Source organism: Roseovarius litoreus (assembly GCF_900142765.1).
GTDB classification, from domain to species: domain Bacteria; phylum Pseudomonadota; class Alphaproteobacteria; order Rhodobacterales; family Rhodobacteraceae; genus Roseovarius; species Roseovarius litoreus.
On record NZ_FRCB01000011.1, the window covers coordinates 56612 to 76430 of the forward strand.

Below are 19819 nucleotides of genomic sequence, written 5' to 3' on the forward strand. Positions count from 1 at the left end.
TGCACCCGCGCGGGTCGATCCTCTCATACCCAACGGAAAGACATCCCCATGGCTATTCTCAAGTTCTCTGCCTCAGCCGTTGCGGCGCAGATCGCCCATGCGCGCGCCTGCAAAACCTTCCTGCCCAACTGGAACGGGCCCGTGGACAGGCCGGCCCTGATCCTGATCGTCGGCAATGGTGTGCATCTGCGCTCAAACGGCATCGATGGCACGACCACCCGTATCGTCACCACCGAACAGGCCGATCCCTCCTTCGCCTTCGCCGACGGCATGAACCCGTTTCGGGATACCGACTGGATGGCGCAGCGCCGCATGGCGTTTCGCGATCTGACCGGCCAGTTCTATACCGACATCCTGGATGACGTGCAGGTTCTCATCGACCGGGGGCGGGGGGCGATCCGGCTCGCCACCGATGGCCACAGCATCCGCGTCTTCGTGCGCCGGGCCTCGGATTATCTCATCGGCGGGACCTACGAGGTGCCGTCAGGCCTCGGCGGCACCTTCCGGGTCATCCTCAAGGATGCCTGCGACACCTTCGCGATCGTGCAGAACTGCGGCAATTGCGAGGATTTCGACGCCATGCAGCCCTACCGCGTGCCGCTCGATGCGCTGATGGAAATCGATGACCGGAGGGTGGCGTAACCCGCCCTTTCTCAAACAAGCATCGCCAATACCCTGCCGGGCCTGCGGCCCTCTCGGGACATTGGCGACAACAATTTTCCCAAACGAGAGAAAGGACTCTGAAATGGGTTGGCTTTTCTACACCGACGGCCGCGTCCAGACCTACGCGGATGAGAAAGCGGAGATTGCCCGGCTGTGCACCTTCGAGGGCGAAAGGCGCAAGACGGAACTGGTCAAAGCCTGCAAGGTGGGTTCGACTTGGTACGCGGCGGCAAAGGTCACAAATATCGATGGCTCGCCGGTCGAGGACACGACCTATGTGACCGATGCGGATGGCTCCATCACGTTCGGGGCTGTCTTCCTCACCCGATACGATGACGGCTGCTGGGGCTACAAGGATATGGAGGAAAGCGCGGGCCCGAACGAGTCTCGTGCTCCCCTTGGGCTGATCGAGCTCCTCTCCGACCTGAAAGACCCGGACAGCTACGCCCAGGACTGGCGTCAGCGCTGCCGGGACTGGGCGTCGATCCCGGACTACGAGGAAGGCGACAAGATCAGGCTCGCGGCCCCTGTGACGCTCACCGATGGCAGCACCTGCCAGATTGTCACCGCGACGCACTACAAGCGGGGGCGGCAAAAACGCCGCTGCTACCGCATCGAGGAAACCGGTGGGCTCGTACGCCTGTCGAAGGCCTCGCTTGCGGGCTCGGAGCTGCTCAGCTCCGCAAAAGGCGAGGCCAGTCCTGTGCTGGCGGAGTTCCTGGCGGGGCAGGGTGGTTGAGTTGCCCGCTGAGACAACACCACGGGACCACGCGCGCACATACTGCCGACTTGAAATCGTATCTCAAATGAGATACATGAATCCCATCAACTGGAGGATCATCCATGCCTGCCCAAACATCCATGCTTCATGTTCGTGTTGACGACCAGCTGAAAGCACAGGCTTCGGACGCACTTGCGGGCGTCGGTCTGACGCTCTCCGACGCGGTGCGTATTCTTCTGACCCGCGTGGCCGCAGAAGGCGGCTTGCCTGCCGGATTGACCGCTGATCCGGATGCCTATGACGCCTGGTTCCGGGCGAAGGTACAGGAAGCGCTGGACGATCCAAGACCCACAACGCCCCATGCCAAGGCGATGCAAGACGCCCAGTCATTGATTGACGGCAAGCGCCTTGCCAAATCTTGAATGGAAAGCCACGGCCATCGCCGACTTGTTGGCAATCATTGACTACATCTCTGACGACAACCCGGATGCCGCCCAAGTTCTCAAAGACGAGATTGAACACAAGACGTCCCTCCTTCCAGAACACCCTCAAATGTACCGCACGGGCCGTGTTGATGGGACCCGGGAGATGGTTGTTCGGCCAAACTACATCGTGGTTTATACTGAAAGCCCTGAGATGGTGACCATTTTGCGCGTACTTCATGCTGCGCAGCAGTGGCCATGATCGGCGTACAGGCCCTCCGCTAAGAAGTTGCCCGCTCTACGCCTTCAAAGTGTAGAGCGGGCTTTTTGTCCTTTGGAACTCAGACCCTGATCCAAAGGAAAATCCCCATGTCCAGGCCCAAACCGGCAAATCCGGCTCTCTCAATCTCCCACCCTGACCTCGCCTCTGCCCTCGCGCAGATCGGCGCGGAGGTCGACCTCCAACCCCTGCGCAGCTCAGCGCTCGCGCGCATCATGCGCGAGACGTTTCATGGCAGCGATGCCGGCGGTGCCTGGGACTGGCGCATGGCCTATGACCTGATGCAAGCCGCTGCCGTCCAAATGCTGCTGCGTGGGGACGGCGCGGCAGGTGACATCGCCGCTGCAAGGCTGCTTGCCTCGCGGCTCCTGACGGAAACCCGCCGCTCCGAGCAGCAGATCCGGCTGCAGCAGTTTTCCACGCCGCTGCCATTTGCGGCGCTGGTCTTGCAGGCCACGGCGATCCGCAAGGGCGAGACCGTTCTGGAGCCCTCGGCTGGCACCGGTGCACTGGCCGCTTTCGCCGCCCGGGCTGGTGCCACGCTTTTGCTCAACGAGATCGACCCCTTTCGCCAGCGCCTCCTGCGCGCGGTTTTCGGCGGCGAGGTCACAGGCCATGACGGCGAGCATATCGATGATCTGCTGCAAACGCCGGTTCTACCCGACGTCGTGGTGATGAATCCGCCCTTCGCCTCCTCGGTCGACCGCTCCCGGGACAAACACATCGCCGCCAAGCATCTCATCGCGGCTGCAAAGCGTCTGGCACCCGGCGGGCGGCTTGTGGCGATCATGCCGCCGGGATTCACGCCCGAACGCGATGCCGCGCATTGGTCCCGCGCCTGCGGTCTCCTGACGCCGCGCTTGGCGTTGACGATGCCGGGGCAGGTCTACCGCAAGCTCGGCACCTCTGTCGAAACCCAGCTGATGGTCTTCGACAAGGTGCAGGAGGACGGCGAAATGATCCGCGTCCCTGTGCGGGATCTGGATGAAGCCCTTCCTTTTGTCGACGCCGTGGCCGCAACCCGGCCCGAGATGCGCCCCGCCCAACGGGCTGAAGCGACCCCTCATGCTCGGCCGACCGTTCCATCATCTGCCCCGCGCAAGACCGCGGCTGCGCCTGTCGCCGCCTCCAAACCACGGGCCAATGCCGTCCGCCCGCTCAGCTTCACAAGCTTCGATGTCCCGCGCGACAACACGCCCATCTCGGACATCTATGCGCGCTACTGGCCGCAGCGGATCGAGATCGCGGGTGCGCAGGAACATCCCACGCCGCTCGTTGAAAGCATCGCCATGGCCTCGGTTGCCCCGCCCATGCCCTCAAACACGGGCAGTGATGACTTGCGGCTGCCCGCACGGCTGATCGAGGAGGGAGATCTCTCCGAGGCGCAGCTGGAAACCATCATCATGGCGCATGATGCCCATGGGCGCGACCTGCCCGGTCGGTTTAGCATCGATGACGACCCGGATGCACGGGCCTATCGCCTCGGCTATTTCCTCGGCGACGGCACCGGTTGCGGCAAGGGGCGCGAATGCGCGGGGCTCATCCTTGTGAACTGGCTGGCCGGACGCAGAAAGGCCATCTGGGTCTCCAAATCCGCCACGCTCATTGAGGACGCCATCCGCGACTGGACCGATCTCGGCGGGTCACCAGCCGACATTCAGCCGCTGTCGAAATGGAAACCAGACCAGCCCGTCCCGATGGGCGACGGTATCCTCTTCGTCACCTACGCCACGCTGCGGTCCGCGGGCAAATGCGGCACCACGCGACTGAGCCAGATCCTCGCTTGGATGGGTGAAGACTTTGACGGCGTTCTTGCCTTCGATGAGGCCCATGCCATGCAGAACGCGGCAGGGTCTGAGCAGGGCAGGGGGGTCAAACCCTCCCAGCAGGGCCTTGCTGGCCTACGGCTGCAACTGGCAGCACCCCGCGCCCGCGTCTTCTACATCTCGGCCACGGGTGCTACGAGCGTGCACAACCTGGCCTATGCCGCGCGGCTTGGGCTCTGGGGGCAAGGCCCCGAATACCCCTTCCCGAGCCGCGAGAGCTTCGTTTCTGCGATGGAAGCCGGCGGTGTCGCCGCCATGGAGGTGGTTGCCCGCGATCTCAAGACGCTCGGGCTCTACACGGCCCGCGCCCTCAGCTTTGATGGGGTGGAGTATGATGTGCTCGAACACGCGCTCACTCCGGCCCAGATCGAGATCTACGATGCCTATGCGGGAGCCTTCCGCACGATCCACCACAATCTCGAGGCTGCACTGACCGCGACTGGCGTCAATGACGCCTCTGGGGAGACCAATGCCTCGGCCGCACGCGCCTCGGCCAAGTCCCGCTTCGAGAGCACGAAGCAGCGCTTCTTCAACCATCTCCTGATGGGCATGAAAGCCCCGACCATCATCCGCGCGATCAAGGACGATCTGGCAGCGGGCAAGGCTTGCGTCATCCAGGTTGTCTCTACAGGCGAAAGCCTGTTGAAGCGTCGGCTTGAGACGATGGACCCGGAGGATGAACTCGTCGAGGGTACCTTGACGCCGCGCGACTACGTGCTGGGCTACCTCGAACAGGCCTTCCCAATCCATGCTCAAAAGCTCGTGGAGATCGACGGCAATATGGTGGTGGAACCTTTACGGGATGAGACCGGGGCGCTCGTTGTCTCGCGCGAGGCGCTCGCCCTGCGCGATGCGGCCATGATGGAGTTGATGACGCTCGCCCCGATCCCCTCGGCGCTGGATCAGATCCTCTGGGCCTTTGGCGACGAGGCCGTGGCAGAAGTCACAGGGCGGTCCATCCGGCCCCTCAAGGCCGAGGATGGTCATCTCTTCATCGAAAAGCGCGCCGCCAGCAGCAATTCATCCGAAACCCAAGCCTTCATGGACGGTGAGAAGGATATCCTTATCTTCTCCGATGCGGGCGGTACGGGCCGGTCCTATCATGCGGCGCAAACGGCGAAGAACCAGAAACGGCGGCGGCACTACCTGCTGGAGCCCGGCTGGCGCGCCGATGCGGCCATCCAGGGGCTCGGCCGCACGCATCGCTCTGCCCAGGTCAGCGCGCCCTTCTTCCGGGTCTGCACCTCGGATGTGCATGGCGAAAAGCGTTTCACCTCGACTATAGCCAAGCGCCTCGACCAGCTGGGGGCCTTGACCAAGGGTCAGCGCGAGACCGGCTCGCAAGGCATGTTCCGCGAGGAGGACAATCTCGAAAGCCCGATCGCGCGAGCGGCGCTGCGTGGGTATTTCGCCGATCTTGCCACCGGGCGCGCCGAGGCGATGAGCTACGAGAGCTTCACCGACTGGACGGCCCTGCGGCTGATCGACAAGGACGGGGTGCTCCTTGAGGAGCTGCCGCCGATCCAGCGGTTTCTCAACCGGGTGCTTGCCCTTCCCATCCACATGCAGAACGCGCTCTTTGCCGAGTTCATGCGCCGGATCGCTGATCAGACCGAACGGGCGCGCGCGGCGGGCACGCTCGATCTCGGCGTGGAAACCCTACGTGGCGAAAAGATCGAGCAGGTCTCCACCGAGGATCTCTGGACCTGCCCGAAATCCGGCGCCGTGACGCGGATTATCGGACTTGAGGTGACGGACCCAGTGTATGTCCTGGGCGCCGAAGAGGCCATATCGCGCAATCCCGACAAGCTGCCGATGGTGAATCGCGCCTCCGGTCGCGCGGCGCTCATCTCGGCGCGGCCCATGCAGATGTATGACGAGGACATTGTCACGCTGATGCGCAAGGCGGTGCGGCCAAACGGGTCGAGCTATCTCGAAGAGGCACGGTTTGAGTCCTCGGCTTGGGAAGAGATCGACAGGCCCGAATTTGCGCAGATTTGGGATGCCGAGGCTGCGTCCCTGCCAAAAACCACCACGACCAAGCTCTACCTGCTGACCGGGCTGCTGCTGCCGATCTGGAAGGACATTCCGACCACCAATGAGCGGATCTACCGTGTCACGCCAGACGGGGCGACGGCCATGATCGGGCGGACGCTGAGTGAGGAAGGGGCGGCCTCGCTGCGCGCCCGCTTCCTCGTCTCCAATCCGCAAACGCCACAGGAGATGTTGACCGCCGCCCTCGGCACCACCGCACCTGTCGATCTGGGCCGGGGTCTGACCCTGACCCGTCGCCGGGTCGCAGGCGAGATGCGCCTTGAGTTGGGCGGTGCGGATCGGGGCATGATCGATGGCCTCAAGGCGCTCGGCTGCTTCACCGAGATCATCGCCTTCCAGTTGCGTGTGTTCCTGCCGCATGGGGACGGGATCGACACGGGAAGCATTCTGGCCCGGATCGTGGGGCAGCGAGTCGCCAAGGTGGCAGAACAAGCCGCCTGAAAAGTCAAAGCGGGCTTTGGGTCGGGCGTCGCGGATCGGGGTTTGCCCGGGCTGCGCTTTCCGGGCGCGCGCTGACCAATGCCACACCCGGCCCCCCAATTTCAGACAAGAGGACAGACCCATGACCAATCCCCAGATCGACTATGCCGCAATGGCGGCTCAGTGGCGTGCAGAGCGCGAAACCACCTTGAAGGCATCCCGAACGGAGCTGCTCGCGCAATTGCGCACGCTTGGCATCAGCGAGGTCACTGCCGAATACGAGGGCTACGGCGACTCCGGCAATGTCGAGGATGTGACGGTGCAGCCTGCAGAGATCCAACTGCCGGCGGCGCTTGCCGCTGAGGTTGGCGACTTCGCCTGGTCGCTCGCCTATCACCATCACCCGGGGTTCGAAAATAACGAAGGCGGCTACGGCACGCTGACCTGGGACATCGCAGCCGACAGGATCACCCTCGATCACGCGGACCGCTATGTCGAATGCTCGCACAGCTATGTCGAGGGTCTTTGAGATGGCCCATCCGCTTCATCATGCCGAAAGCTCTGCCCGGAAATTCGGCGGGGTGCCGTCTGACTATCAGGCTGTGCACGATTGGTTTGACGCCTCGAAAGAGCACCTCGCGCTCTTCACGCACCGAGCTATGCGCCATCATGCCCAAGGCCTGTTCGAGGCCGAACGTGTCTTCGGCTTGACCCTGACCAATAGCGCAGGTCGGGACATTCCCGTGCGCTGGATCGGGGAGCAGCATGTCCGCGAAGACTGTCAGGGCCGGATCCCGAGCATGGCGGACTGGCTGCGACGGATCCAGCCCGAGCCATGGATGGCCAATGGCCATATCGACTCGCACGCCGGCTCCGAGCCCTGCGGCGACCCAAGGGTTGCCTGGGCCTCCGAGGTCGCCGCCGGAAGAACGGTTCTTGGTCTGAAGGATTGGATGGCGGCGCACGCGACGCAAGCCACGCAAGGTGCCTGACAGCACTCGGCCGTTTGCCAACAAATGCTGCATGGAAGCCCGGTTGGAAGATCGGGCTTCTTGCGTCGTTTCCCCACCACTCTTCTCGAGGAGGACCCCATGACACTCGAAGACATCAAGGCCGCCGTCGATGCCGGCCAGACCGTGCATTGGGCCAATACCGGCTACGTTGTCCACAAGGACCTGCTCGGTCAGTACCTCGTCACCTATGTGCCGAATGGTAGCTGCATCGGCCTGACCGACCGGAGCGGGCAACGGTTGAACGGAAAAGAAACGGATTTCTTCGTCGCGCAATCGAAGGACGCCGCAGAAAATCCGGGCAACCAATCAAGACCAGACGGGCAGGGGAGGGGCGTAGCACCCGGAGGCGCGGGGGCATTCCCACTCGGACAGCAGCTCTGACCCGTGGGCGGGGCTGAAAGGAAAGCAGGCTTTCTGATTTGTGATCCCTCAAGGGGTCGAGAAAGCAATCCCGGATGCGTTGGCAAGAACGTCAGGCACCGGCCAATCCAAAAGGAACCATCCCATGTTCGCAGGAACCCTCACCCGCAATGTCGAGACCGCAGCCGTTCAGTACACCGGCATGATCCACTCGACGCGCTTTGACATCGCCATCCAGTTGGAGGCGCGGGCCAAGATGTCTGAACGCAGCCCGGATTTTGACGTGACGGCAGTCAACAAATCAGGCCGCAAGGTGCGCATCGGCACAGCCTGGAACGAGACCGGCAATACCAGCGGCAACCCCTACATCTCGATGCAGATCGATGTCGGCTTGGGTCCGTTCCGGGTCAACGCGGTGCAGACGAAAGAGGCGCGCGCGGCCCAGAGCGGCGCGTTCGAGATCATCCCGCTGGTCTCAAACGGCCTGATGAAATCCGGCTCGATCTCGGGCGAGCTCACCGCCATGGACGCTGACAACGCCTTCACCGGCTACATCGCCAACATGATGTTCGATCTGGAGTTCATGCTGATCGAGAACAGCTATAAATCCGAGGAGACCCACCCCGATTACCGCATCGAGGTCAGCTCGCCCCGGGGTACACCGATCCGCGTCGGTTCGGCGTGGATGGCCAAAAGCAGCCGGACGGGCAATGACTACCTGTCGCTGCTGATCAACACGCCCGATGGCGACCTGCGCGTGAACGCCGTGCAGAACGAAGAACAGCGCGGCGGGCAGACCTTCTCGATCATCCCGTTCATCGACAGCGGTGAGCAGCCGCAGGACGCAGGCGCGGGGCTCTCCTTAGTCGCCTAATCGGCGCGCGGGGGGAGACGATCTGAACCGAAAGGGGAGCCGTGGGATCACGGTTCCCCTTTTTCTGTACTGGTGTGGTTGAATGAACCCGGCCTACATTGCAGACGTTCGTGTCGCCCGCAGCTAATGCTACCGAAGAGCCCAGAGTGACCAATGCTGCGCGTTCCACCAATGTCAGTTTCGGCGGTGATCGGCGAAACTGTGCATTTTTAGAGGCACCGCGAGAAACTCTATAAAACGTTCGCGATGCGCGGCATCACGGAAACCCCGCGCGCATGTAAGCGATTATTTTCCAGATCTCTTCTTCGCTCAGCGTTTCCCTGAAGGCTGGCATGTCTGTACCGAAGCGCTCACCGCCCTCGGAAATCGTCCAAAGAAGGTATTCATCGCCAGACATCGGCATCTGGACAAACTGGCGCAGCAGTGCCGGAGAAGGTACAAGAGAACGACCCGCTTTGCCGTCTCCCAACCCTTCGGCGCCATGACAACTTGCACAATTGTTCGAATAGAGCGTCCGGCCTGCTGCGATCACCTGAGGTGTCGCGCGAACGTCACTGCGTGCGCCTCGATATGCGCCGGGGACACCTTGGTTCATATATGTCCAGTGGCGCTGCATCCGCTGCTGTTGTCCAGGGTTCATTTGTCCCCAACCCCAACCGTGCATAACTCCAGAGCCCATGTGACCAGATCCCATATGACCGTTGCCCCACCAGTCACCTCGCTGCTGCTGCGCGAAGGCCACAGTGGCAGTGATGACACACACCGCGGCCACACCCAAATAGCGTAATCTATGCTGCTTCATCGTCTTCTCCCTATTGTTTCTGATCGTTGATTTTCACCTCAGGCGGCGTCGTAACTCGTGAACACTTCAGTGCTACCGTCGCGCCGGATCAGGAATACGTTGTAGGCTTCACGCTTATCTTCTGGCCCCATTCCGGGTGATCCATAGGGCATGCCTGGAACGGCGAGACCGACCGCGTCTGGGCGTTCGTCCAGAAGGCGACGGATGTCTGCAGTCGGCACATGGCCCTCGATCATGTAGCCATCGATCTCGCCCGTGTGGCACGACATCATCTCTTGAGGGATACCATTATCCAATTTGTGTCGGACAAGCAGTGTACCAAAGCTGCGCTCCTCAGTTACACGAAAGCCTTCCGCTCGAAGAATATCAACCCAAACCCGGCAACAGCCGCAATTCGGGTCCTTGAGAACGTGGATGGACGGAGTCCCCTGCGCAATCGCGGCGAAGGGTGCAATGCTCGTAAGACTAACAGCGGCGGTGATGATTTGACGGCGGGTTAATTGCATATCAGTCATCCTTTTGTTCTGTACTGACCATGTCACCCTTTGGTGGCCGTATCCGAACCAATTTGTCGTGATCTTGCTCAAGCATGCTGATGATCAACGACCTCGCGGCGCTCGGCGAGCGCCTGGCGGATGATCTGGAACGAGGACGACAAAAACAGGCTCGCCATGATAGCGGCGACTATGAGGTCAGGCCAACCTGACGCCATGCCCCAGACGCCCAAAGCGGCGATCATGACCGCCACATTGCCGATAGCATCATTGCGAGAGCAAAGCCAGACCGAGCGGACGTTGGCATCGCCGTCCTTGTAGCTCACTATAAGGAAGACGCTTGCAAGGTTCGTTGCCAAAGCCAGAGCACCAATAATGCCCATGATCTCGGCTTCCGGCACACCGACGTAGAACACGCGGTATACAGTTGAACCGAACACCCAAGCGCCCATCAAGAAAAGGCTGATCCCCTTCGCCAAGGCCGCGTTTGTACGGGCGCGGATCGAAGCGCCAATCACGGCGAGTGAGATGCCGTAGGTCAATGCATCCCCTAGGAAGTCAAGAGCGTCCGCCTTCAGAGCTTCCGACTTAGCCAATTGACCCGCCGTCATTTCAACGGCGAACATGGTGGCGTTCAGGGCAATGACGATCCAAAGCCGCCGTTTGTAGACGTCTGACATACCGTCAAACTTTGCGTCATTTCCGCAGCAACCTGGCATGGGTAAACCTCTTTGATCTCACGTTTCCCATAGTCTAGTGTCTCTAGTGACTAGAGGTTCAAGGGGTTTCTTCATGTTTTCTATAGGTGAGCTGTCGAAACGCACAAAGGTCAAGGTTCCGACGATCCGTTACTACGAAGAAATGGGTCTGCTCTCTGCACCGGAGCGCACAGAAGGAAACCAACGGCGCTACACCAATGAGGGTTTAGAGCGGCTAAGCTTCATCCGTCACGCACGTGATCTAGGTTTTTCGATAGAAGCGATTTCTTCCCTGATCAAACTTCAGCAGCACCCCGACAGGTCTTGTGAAGCGGCTACTGATATCGCGTCGTCTCAGCTGGCGGAGGTGCGCGCAAAGATCAAGCGGCTTCGAGCGCTTGAAAAGGAACTGGCTCGTATCTCCAAGGGATGCGACGGACGCGGAATGGTCGAGGATTGCTATGTTTTAGCATCTCTCGCTGATCATAGCCGGTGTGATCGGGAGCACTGATCGCCCAAGAGCGAACATTCAACCGAACGGCGCAAACGACAGCAAAGTCCGCATCCTACCAGTTCACCAACCGCGCGGTGAAGGTCAGCTATCGCAGTTTTGCGCCGAGGTCTGTGGGCCCGCTTCGGCTGACTGCGGTCATTCATCATTGAAGCGGCGATGACCGCAAAGTCCCGCATCTTGTCCGTTCAGCTCGAGCGCAGCGAAGGTCCGGTCTACAACTTCCCCGCCACTCCATGGCTTTAAGGCTAGTCAGCGAACACCTGTCTTGCTGACGCCAGTCGCATCCAATCGCGGCTGCCGAACGCGACGAGAGCGAGATAAATATGCCCCGCATCTAAATCAGGTTTGAATACGATGGTCAGTCGGTGACCGGCGCCGCCATGGCGCACGAGCCATCCGTCCAGCTTGCCGCTGAGGCGAGCACCGGATTTTGGGTTTTCGGCAATCTTCTGGATAAGGGTATCGATTTCATCGAGCCTGCGACTTGCTGCAGCAACGTCACCGTCAGTCACCTCGACAATATGATCAACGATACCGATGAGGTCCCGTTCGAAGAACGGATGCCGAATAAATCGCATCAGGTCTTTTTGGCCATCGCGGCAAGATGGGCCCGGGCGCCTTTAGTGACGTCGGCGGCATCGCCGACGGGTTCCCATTGGTCGAGTGGCAGGGATAGTCGGCGTTCCAATTCTGCTTCGAGCAGAGACCGTTCACGATCTCGCTCTGCCTTGGCCTTCGCCAATTCACCCGAAACAGCCGCGCTCACATTCGGATACTCGCCAGCTTCGACCAGTTCTTTTGCAAATGTATATGCCGTGTCGGTGAAACTGACAGATTGCTTTTGAACGCTCATTGCGGACTCCTTGGTGCTCCAACAGACTACCGAATTTTGCCGCTTCTGGCAAGTAAGTCAGGCCGACCGAGCGAAATGCGTCAACAGCCTTGCGGCCTCCCCAGCTCGGCTTCGCGTGTCGCAGGGGAGAACGGCCCTTCGGTCCGTCGCGCATTCGGCCATGCGGCCTCACCGCGGCGCAGCACCCGGCATCCCGGTTTGCCCGCCTCGCGAGTACGTCCCTCCCCGGCCGCTCCGCCGGATTGCGCTCTGGTCTGTTTTGCGGGGCAAAACGATCCCGCCGCTCCATCCGTCTCCCGCGTCCGGTCGGGCCGTTTGCCTGCTCGGGTCGGGCAAACCTACCGTCAAAACACACACACATGAGTGCGGAAGCATATCCTCCGGATGGCCCCCAAATCAGCCCGCGTCAAGGATCGCAAAACTTTTCGGCGAGGACGGGGCCTGTGGCTTGGGGCGGTCCCGTGCGTGAGGGCGCGCATGTGTCAGTTGCTGCACAGGAAAACTTTTGCGCCCGGCAAGCCGGCGGCTGCGCCGTCCCTGACCCGGGCAGATTCGGAAACCAGGCATTCGGCCATGCCCCCACACTCACGTGGTGGCCTTGCAACTGAATACTGGAGACCAGACATGGCTTACGACACCGCAAACACCTACGAGACCATCGAACTTTTCGGACTGACCGAGAAGAACGCACAACTTCCGATCCCGGAAGATCACGTTCTGACCGACCGCATCATTCGCGAGAGCTTCGAGGCTCTGCTCGGTCAATTGCGAGGGACCGGGCTTGAAGCCGAAATCGAACCGCTGGCCCATGGGCTCGCGACGATCCTGCAGCGCCGCAAGGTGGCACTTGGCAAGGAGGTCGACCGCACCGCCGACAAGATCGGTGCGCTGGCAAAATCTCACGACGGATCGGAGATCGCCGAGACCGCGCTCGAAGAGGCGCAGGCCCGCTTTCTGCAGCTGCGCGAGATTGTCAGCGCCATCGAGGTGATGAGCGAGGCGGCGGCGGAATGCTACGAGATCGAGACGGGGCACGCCTTCATTCCGGCGGCCGGGTCGCGGGCAAGCGTCCAGGCGAAAGAGACCGGGGCGGTCTTCGAGGCGCGGCAGCTCCTGGAGCAGCACGACCGCGAAACCGCCGAGAAGTCGAAAGTCGAGGGGGTGCCCCTGATCGTCTCAGGCGCCACCGACTGGACCGATGTCGATGTGATCTTCAACACGCTCGACAAGGTTCGCGAGCGGATCAAGCAGAACCGCAATCAGGAGATTTTCCTCTGCCATAAGGGTGGCAAGCACGGGGCGGAGATGATTGCGGCTCGGTGGGCCCGGGCACGCGGGGTCGCGCAGGCGCGCTTCGATCCGCGCTGGTCCGCGCACGGGCGGGCGGCACCGTTCAAGTGCAACGACGAAATGCTGGACGACAAGTTCGCCGCGACGGGGGTTGTCCTCTTCGGCGGCAACGGGGTCGCGCTGAACCTCGGGCAGAAGGCGGAAGCGAAAGGCCTGACGGTCATGCGGGTTGCTGACCCGGCGAAGAAGACTGCGCAGGATTGAAGAGAGGGGGTCGCGCTTGGCGCGGCCCTTTCGTCATGTCTCATGGCGCGTGCGGTCGGTTACGCAAGATCGACAGGCTGCGGCGGCCGGCACCGTTATCCCTCTACCAAGTCCGTCAGAGTGCGGCCCATCCGCATCGGTACGGGTTGGGGATGGTGCGCACTTCACGCACATCGTCAGCATCGCAACACACGAAGGCTCGAAACGTCGCACTTGAGGCTGAAGACTTGCACGTCCTTCGGGGCGTGTTTCGGAACATCGCATCCACGCGGGCGGGCTCCGTCAGCACCCCTGCCAGGCTCGGCGGGACGCGAACGCGGATGGTGGCGTCGGTGTGATGGCAAGGGCCATCCGGATCACTCCTTTTTGCTCATAGATGTGGATCGCACGGGGTCGGCCCAATCGTGCCATGCGCTTCGCTCCGGCAAGCACAAATACGGCTTCCACGGCGGGCCGCGGACCCTCCGCATTTGCGCTTGCGACCGGGCCTCTTGCCCCCGTGCCGGGTGATCCCCATCGCAACAAGGAGTAACCCAAATGACCAACCACTACGTCGCCACCGTCCCCGTCAAGTTCACCGACACCGATGGCCAGGAGCGCACCCGTTTTCAGCGCGTGGGTGCGATGTTCCGCAACACCCGCAACGGGGATGGCTCGGAGTTCTTCAGCCTCAAGCTCGACTTCCCGGTCGCGGTCTCGGAGCTGGTGATGTTCCCGCCGAGCGCGAAAGACCCCCAGGACTAAATCCTCTGACGAGGATGGGCCGCCCCAGGACGATCTTGGGGCGGCCCGATCCCTGTTCCAGGGATGCCGTCACCGGCGCGGGTGATCGCCGGCAGCGACCCTTCTTGGTGCCGTTCGCGGCGCGTTCAACGGACGCACTCCCCCCGGAATGATCAGGCCGCGACAGACCGGCCAGTCAGCCTCAAGGGGGCCATCCGCAAAAACCTATCGGCCAGGGCCTCCCGGTTTTTGCGGCAGAGATTTGGCAAGCCAAATCTGGCCCTCCTTGACCCTGCCTGTCCGCCCTGTCGGTGGGGTTTGCGCCCGCCCGCGGTTCCGTCCGAACACATGCGTGTTCGGCCAGAGCCTCGGGCGGGGCTGGCGGACGAGACCCCTAGGGCAGGTTGGTTGCCCGGTGGTGAGGGCGGCAGAGCCGCGTCCCTGCGGGCCGCGGCGTGAAGCGGACACCAAGGCTGCGTGAGCCTGAATGCGACGTAAGTATATAATTGACAGTTCGGTATATTATCGTAAGGTAGGGGCAGCCTTGGTGGAAGGTGGCAGGAAATAGGGGGTCTTTCTTCGCATGTCTCGCTCAAAACGCCTCACAGATGCGGACCGCATGGAGATCGTTCGCGAAGCTGCGGAAGGCGTTTCCACTTCAGTGCTGGCGGAACGCTTTGGCGTGTCGGTGCGGGCGATCCAGTACACGCTCAAAGCCGATGCCGAGCGCCAGACGGATGCCGCGATCCCGGTCTCAGCAGTCAGTGTGAAGGTCACGGCCGCGGAGCTTGCGGCGCTCGACGAGGTGCTGGCGAAGGCCGGGATCGAGAGCCGGGCCGAAGGGCTGCGGCGGCTCATTCAGGCGGCAGGCGGGGTGTTCGTTCCGGACGCGCAGATGGCAGCAGAGATGGCGCGCTACCGCGCCTCGCTGCACGAGGTCGGGAATGGGGTCGGGCAAATCGCCAAGCAGATGACGCAGGCCAATCGGCGGGGGCAGGGGGCCGTGGGGGGCACGAGTGCCGAGTTCACCGAATTGCGCCTCGCGCAGATGCGCGGGCTGGCGCGGTTCATCCTGGATTCTGCTGACGAGATCGATCTGCTTCTGCGCTGCCGTCGGGACGCGATGCAGCTGCAGGCCACGGCCGCGCTGAGGGAGTTTGCCCATGCGGCTGAATGATGCCGTCCATGCCGTCACGGGCGAGGTCTTTCGGGATGGCTGGAGCCGCGTCCGGGGCTCAATGCAGGGGCTGCACGTGGCCAAGCAGACCCAGCTTGCGCGCGCGGCAGCAGGCCACCGGCCAGCGGTCTTCAAGGCGATCAGAGGCGGGGGTACGCATACCAAATCGCAGCTCGCAAACCAGCTCGATTACCTCACCACCAAGTCCACACATATCGTGGACAGTAGCGGGTTCCTGGATGGCAAAGCGAAGCTCGAGTCGGGTGACATCAAGGACCTCACCGAGCGCTTTGCCAAGCGGTGGGATGCGGGCTTCAAGCCCAAGCTCGGACAGACCACCCATATGCTCATGTCCTTTCCAATCGGCACGCGGGGCGAGGATGTGCGCGACATCGCGACGGCTGTGGCCGAGCGGTTCTTCCAGACTGATGAGGGGCATTTCGACTACATCATCGCGGTGCATGAGGACCGCGATCACCCGCATGCGCATCTGGTGCTGAACCGCCGCTCGCAGGAAGGCGAGTTTTTCTTCCTCGGGCGCAACCATCGCTTCAACTATGACGACTTCCGCCTCGCCATGGTCGAAGAGGCGGAGAAGTATGGTGTGCGCCTGGAGGCCACACGGCGGGTGGAGCGCGGCGTCGTGCATTACCCGGCCCGCACCAGCGAGGTTTATGCCGCGAAAGACGAGGGTCGCGCGCCCCGCGAGCGTGAACGCGTGGGGGCCGACCTGACGCGGACGCTGGCGGAGATCGCTAACACCAGAACCGTCTACCATTCGCTTGCCGTGGAGGCCTCCCGAGAGACCTCCGAGGTCCGCGGGGCCCGCGAAGACATTGCCGCAGCCCTCTTCCGCGCGGGCGAGGTGCTGGCGCGCGGCGGGCAGGTGGACCGAACAGGAGATGTGTATATGGCCGAGGATCAAAGCTTCGAGGATCTGAGAAGCCTCTATGCGGAAAAGCTCGCACGGGTGCAGGGCATGATCGCCGAGAAATCTGACGCGGAACGTCCCGTGCAGGAAAAGCGCCTCATCGAGATCCAGACGCAGGTCCAGCACATGCAGCCTCTCGGTTTGCGATCATCCACGCTGTCAGAGACCCCCTCGGAGGGCGGGATCTATTCCGAAGCCAATATCGACGCCAGCCAGCGCGAGCGTTTGGCAGAACCCGATCTGAGATCGCGCATTGACGCGGCACTACGGGGCACCGGGATCAGCACATCGGAAGTGGTGGCCCGGATCGAGACGGGCGCCTCAAATGCAGCGCTCGAGCATCAATGGATCGCCAATGATCTCTCCAAGGTGGCCGAGGCGCGCGATCTGAACCTCGAGCGCCGCGCCGATCTGGAACAAGCCCGCGACATTCTCAATGACGTGCATGTGGAACTTGGCACGCTGTTGGAGCGCGAGAACGTGCTGCGCCGGGATGGCGTCATGGAAGCGGAACCGATCAGCGAGCGGTTCCATTATCACCGGGACGCGGTCCGGGCGATGGAAGGGACAATCCGTCAGGAGATGCGCGCAGAGGGCCTGACCGCGCAGCAGATCGAGGACCGGGATTGGGAGGTTGTATCGCGAGCGGAGCGCCGGATCGAGACCGAGCAGCGCGCGTATCTCGAGGCACACCCGGAGCTGCTTCCACGCCCTGGCGATGTGATCGATCGGTCTGAGCCCTACAGGGAGACCGTCACCGATGCTGCCCGCGCCAGCGAGATCACCCGCGAGGTCGACCGGATCATGGAGGGACGCGACCTCCGCACGCCCGTTGCAGATGCTGTCGCAGATGACTTGCGCGCGCGCTATCCGGACATGCCGTCCCACCTTGCCCGCGGGCTTGGTGCGACCTACGCGGCCGTCGCCCGGATACGCGACACGGAGGTCATCAATCAGGTCCGCCGCGAAAACGAGTTGCGCGAGGGGCTTGGGGTTGGCACGCGCGACGACATCCTCCCAGCCCGCGATGAAACTGCGCCGCAGTCTGACCGTGCCGACCGCCTCGCAGACGAGATTGCGCGTGTTCTGGACCATGAGCGGGCGGGGGAGTTGTCAGCGCCCTTCGAGACCGAGGCGGAGCGGGACGCCTTCCGTGGCGAGATCGAGCGGGTGCTGGACGTTCGCCAACTCGAGCGGCTCACATCCGGCGATGCTGATGCGCTGGACAAGGTTCTCGAGGACCGCCTCGACCGGCTCTATGTCGCGAAGGTCTACTTGCAATCCGATGCCGCGACGGCCAACACGGAGGCCTTGCGCCAGGTGGTCGATGATCTTGCCGACACCGAATACGAAAAACACCGCGCGACGGACGTGGATGGCGAGGCCGAGCGGGGACAGGTCCATTGAGCGCCACCATGGGAAAACCGCGGATCGCAACAGGGGTCTTTTTGGTAACGCTGGTGACCGGGGCCATGGGCTATACCATCGCCTCGGCGGTGCTGACCTACCAGGATCTCGGCTTCGGGGCCGAGATCGACTTTGCTTATATCGCGCAGAACTACACGGCGATCCTCGACCGCCGCCCCGAGGACGCGCAACTTATTCACCTGATCATCGGCAGCTTTGCCGCCGCCGGCCTGATGCTGAGCCTCGCCCTCTCGGGGTCCGCCCTCACACGCTTTGGCCAGACCCATTGGCAGAGTGCGCGCGAGATGAAGGCCAACGGCTTCTTCGGGGCGCCAGGGACTGGGTTCATCCTCGGCAAGCTGGGGCCGCCGGGCTCCCGCGCCAATTACATATGCTCGAAGGTTTTCCCGCATGCGCTGATCGTGGCGCCCACGGGCCGCGGCAAGACCACGGGCTTCGTCATTCCGAACCTGCTGACCTGGCAGGGCTCCGCCGTGACGCTCGATGTGAAGGGCGAGTGTTTCGAGGCCACGGCCCGGCACCGCGCAGCCCAAGGCGACAAGGTCTATCGCTTTGCCCCCACCGATTGGGAGGGCAAGCGCACGCATCGCTACAACCCGCTCCTGCGCATCTATCAACTGAAAGATCCCGCGCGCCAGCAGATGGAATTGCAGCTTCTTGCGACGCTCTTCCTGCAAAGCGACAACGACCGGGTGCAGGGCCTCCTCAAAGGCGGGATCGATCTCTTCGTCGCGGCAGGGCTCTTGGCGTTCCAGCGCAAGCGCCCGACCTTGGGCGAAATCTACCGCATCGCGGCCTCGGGCGGGAACAAGCAGAAGGAGTATTCCGCGCGGGGGCATGAGGTCGATAACAGGGCCGCCAAGCTGATCTTCACGCGGCTCGCCTCGACCAACAACGACACGCTGACGTCCTACGTCTCGCTCCTGATGACCTCGGGGCTCGATCAATGGCAGAACCCGGCCATCGATGAGGCGACGGCGGTGTCGGACTTTGATTTCCGCACGATCCGCAAGAAACCCTTCTCGGTCTATCTTGTGGTCCAGCCGCTGACGGTGAAGCCGCTCGCGCCGCTGATCCGGCTGTTCTTTTCCGATCTCCTCTCCGCCATGCAGGAGAAAGACCCCGGACCTGACGAACCCTGGCCCGTGATGATCATGCTCGACGAGTTCAACCGCCTCGGCAAGATGCCCATTGTGGTCGAGAGTATCGAGACCTTGCGGACCTATCGCGGACATTTGGCCGTCGTCACCCAAACCATCCCCGCCCTCGATGAAATCTACGGCGAAAACACCCGCCGGGCGCTGCAGGGCAATGCCGGCGTGAAGCTCTACCTGACGCCTTCAGATGAAAAAACCGTCGAAGAGCTGAGCAAGGCGGTCGGCAAGACTACGAAGACCGTCATCACGCGCTCCCAGTCTATCGGCAAGAACCCCTTTGAAGGGCGCAGCCAATCTACACGGACAGAAGAAAGCTCTTTGTTGCCAGAAGATGAAGCGCGCCGTCTGCCGCTCGATGAAATCGTCATGGTGATCGATGCGCAAATGCCGGTCCGTGCAAAGCGGATCCAGTACTTCGATGACCGGCTGTTCAAGGCGATCCACGCGGCGCAGACGGGGGAGTTGCCGTTTCCGGAGCCGGGGGGAGGGGGGTCGCAGGGCACGCTGCCGCTGAGTGTTCAGGCGATGCCTTTGTTCCCGCGTTCGCACGGAGAAGCAGTAGATGAATCCCTATCTGAAAGCGCGGATCAGGTGCGAGGCGAGGCGCAACGGCCTCCGACGCGAGTTGACACCTCGCCAAAGAAGACTGCAGCCGTGGTTCAGGCGGTGACCGCGGAGGAGCAGCGGCAGATGGAGATGGATTTTGTGGGGCAGATCGTGGATGCGGAAGCTGCGAGCGTTGTTGATGAGGCGCAGATGCGCTCCGCCGTTGATGGCCTGGACGACATGGAAGAGATGCTGCGAGAGGAGGATGGTGAAAAGCTGGTTGCTCGATAGGGTGGTAGGCATCGCCT

20 protein-coding genes are annotated in these 19819 nt (G+C 62.3%); 15 read left to right on the forward strand and 5 right to left on the reverse strand.

Features of this window, described 5'->3' with window-relative positions:
- The first annotated feature begins 48 nt into the window (after nucleotides 1–48).
- The 9 genes from F3H35_RS16890 to F3H35_RS16930 all read left to right on the forward strand — a co-directional run bounded on the left by F3H35_RS16890 (nucleotide 49) and on the right by F3H35_RS16930 (nucleotide 8634).
- Complete coding sequence (locus F3H35_RS16890; RefSeq protein WP_037911611.1) at nucleotides 49–642, forward strand: hypothetical protein; 594 nt, start codon at nucleotides 49–51, stop codon at nucleotides 640–642.
- Nucleotides 643–745: 103 nt separating this feature from the next.
- Complete coding sequence (locus F3H35_RS16895; protein WP_149780711.1) at nucleotides 746–1402, forward strand: DUF6927 domain-containing protein; 657 nt, start codon at nucleotides 746–748, stop codon at nucleotides 1400–1402.
- A gap of 104 nt (nucleotides 1403–1506) precedes the next feature.
- The gene (locus F3H35_RS16900; protein ID WP_149780712.1) at nucleotides 1507–1806 is read left to right on the forward strand and encodes a type II toxin-antitoxin system RelB/DinJ family antitoxin; all 300 of its coding nucleotides are present in this window, start codon (nucleotides 1507–1509) and stop codon (nucleotides 1804–1806) included.
- Entirely contained in the window at nucleotides 1778–2068 is a 291-nt protein-coding gene (locus F3H35_RS16905) for a type II toxin-antitoxin system RelE/ParE family toxin (protein WP_394852321.1), read from the forward strand. The genes F3H35_RS16900 and F3H35_RS16905 overlap by 29 nt, the downstream gene beginning before the upstream one ends.
- A gap of 107 nt (nucleotides 2069–2175) precedes the next feature.
- On the forward strand, nucleotides 2176–6408 hold the full coding sequence (locus F3H35_RS16910) for a strawberry notch family protein (protein WP_149780714.1): 4233 nt from the start codon (nucleotides 2176–2178) through the stop codon (nucleotides 6406–6408).
- Between the two features lie 121 nt (nucleotides 6409–6529).
- The gene (locus tag F3H35_RS16915; RefSeq protein ID WP_149780715.1) at nucleotides 6530–6916 is read left to right on the forward strand and encodes a DUF6878 family protein; all 387 of its coding nucleotides are present in this window, start codon (nucleotides 6530–6532) and stop codon (nucleotides 6914–6916) included.
- 1 nt (nucleotide 6917) lies between these two features.
- A complete protein-coding gene (locus tag F3H35_RS16920; protein ID WP_149780716.1) occupies nucleotides 6918–7379 on the forward strand; it encodes a DUF6915 family protein in 462 nt (153 codons plus the stop codon).
- Nucleotides 7380–7478: 99 nt separating this feature from the next.
- Nucleotides 7479–7781 (forward strand): hypothetical protein, encoded by a 303-nt coding sequence (locus tag F3H35_RS16925; protein WP_149780717.1) that lies wholly within the window; start codon nucleotides 7479–7481, stop codon nucleotides 7779–7781.
- 124 nt (nucleotides 7782–7905) lie between these two features.
- Nucleotides 7906–8634 carry a DUF736 family protein gene (locus F3H35_RS16930; protein WP_149780718.1) on the forward strand — a complete coding sequence of 243 codons (729 nt, stop codon included), beginning with the start codon at nucleotides 7906–7908 and terminating at the stop codon, nucleotides 8632–8634.
- Between the two features lie 256 nt (nucleotides 8635–8890).
- Here F3H35_RS16930 and F3H35_RS16935 read toward each other — a convergent pair whose 3' ends face one another.
- The 3 genes from F3H35_RS16935 to F3H35_RS16945 form a co-directional block, all read right to left on the reverse strand.
- A complete protein-coding gene (locus F3H35_RS16935) occupies nucleotides 8891–9436 on the reverse strand; it encodes a c-type cytochrome (protein WP_149780719.1) in 546 nt (181 codons plus the stop codon).
- Nucleotides 9437–9474: 38 nt separating this feature from the next.
- Nucleotides 9475–9942, reverse strand: a complete 468-nt coding sequence (locus tag F3H35_RS16940; RefSeq protein WP_149780720.1) for a DUF411 domain-containing protein — start codon at nucleotides 9940–9942, stop codon at nucleotides 9475–9477.
- 77 nt (nucleotides 9943–10019) lie between these two features.
- The gene (locus F3H35_RS16945; protein WP_149780721.1) at nucleotides 10020–10649 is read right to left on the reverse strand and encodes a cation transporter; all 630 of its coding nucleotides are present in this window, start codon (nucleotides 10647–10649) and stop codon (nucleotides 10020–10022) included.
- 73 nt (nucleotides 10650–10722) lie between these two features.
- On the opposite strand from F3H35_RS16945, the gene F3H35_RS16950 reads away from it, so the two are divergent.
- On the forward strand, nucleotides 10723–11139 hold the full coding sequence (locus F3H35_RS16950) for a MerR family transcriptional regulator (RefSeq protein WP_149780722.1): 417 nt from the start codon (nucleotides 10723–10725) through the stop codon (nucleotides 11137–11139).
- 248 nt (nucleotides 11140–11387) lie between these two features.
- Here the strand turns inward: F3H35_RS16950 and F3H35_RS16955 are convergent, their stop codons facing one another.
- Together F3H35_RS16955 and F3H35_RS16960 are read right to left on the reverse strand one after the other, a co-directional pair.
- Complete coding sequence (locus F3H35_RS16955; protein WP_149780723.1) at nucleotides 11388–11720, reverse strand: type II toxin-antitoxin system RelE/ParE family toxin; 333 nt, start codon at nucleotides 11718–11720, stop codon at nucleotides 11388–11390.
- Complete coding sequence (locus F3H35_RS16960) at nucleotides 11720–11995, reverse strand: hypothetical protein (protein WP_149780724.1); 276 nt, start codon at nucleotides 11993–11995, stop codon at nucleotides 11720–11722. The genes F3H35_RS16955 and F3H35_RS16960 overlap by 1 nt, the downstream gene beginning before the upstream one ends.
- Before the next feature lie 624 nt (nucleotides 11996–12619).
- Here F3H35_RS16960 and F3H35_RS16965 point away from each other — a divergent pair.
- The 5 genes from F3H35_RS16965 (at nucleotide 12620) to F3H35_RS16990 (ending at nucleotide 19802) form a co-directional block, all read left to right on the forward strand.
- A complete protein-coding gene (locus tag F3H35_RS16965) occupies nucleotides 12620–13549 on the forward strand; it encodes a DUF2493 domain-containing protein (RefSeq protein WP_149780725.1) in 930 nt (309 codons plus the stop codon).
- A gap of 537 nt (nucleotides 13550–14086) precedes the next feature.
- Entirely contained in the window at nucleotides 14087–14293 is a 207-nt protein-coding gene (locus tag F3H35_RS16975; protein ID WP_007120662.1) for a hypothetical protein, read from the forward strand.
- 562 nt (nucleotides 14294–14855) lie between these two features.
- Nucleotides 14856–15449 (forward strand): helix-turn-helix domain-containing protein, encoded by a 594-nt coding sequence (locus F3H35_RS16980; protein WP_149780727.1) that lies wholly within the window; start codon nucleotides 14856–14858, stop codon nucleotides 15447–15449.
- Nucleotides 15436–17787: a relaxase/mobilization nuclease domain-containing protein gene (locus F3H35_RS16985; RefSeq protein ID WP_149780728.1), complete on the forward strand. Its 2352-nt coding sequence runs from the start codon at nucleotides 15436–15438 to the stop codon at nucleotides 17785–17787. Before F3H35_RS16980 ends, F3H35_RS16985 begins: the two co-directional genes overlap by 14 nt.
- Nucleotides 17788–17795: 8 nt before the next feature.
- Nucleotides 17796–19802: a type IV secretory system conjugative DNA transfer family protein gene (locus F3H35_RS16990; RefSeq protein ID WP_149780755.1), complete on the forward strand. Its 2007-nt coding sequence runs from the start codon at nucleotides 17796–17798 to the stop codon at nucleotides 19800–19802.
- Nucleotides 19803–19819: the final 17 nt, after the last annotated feature.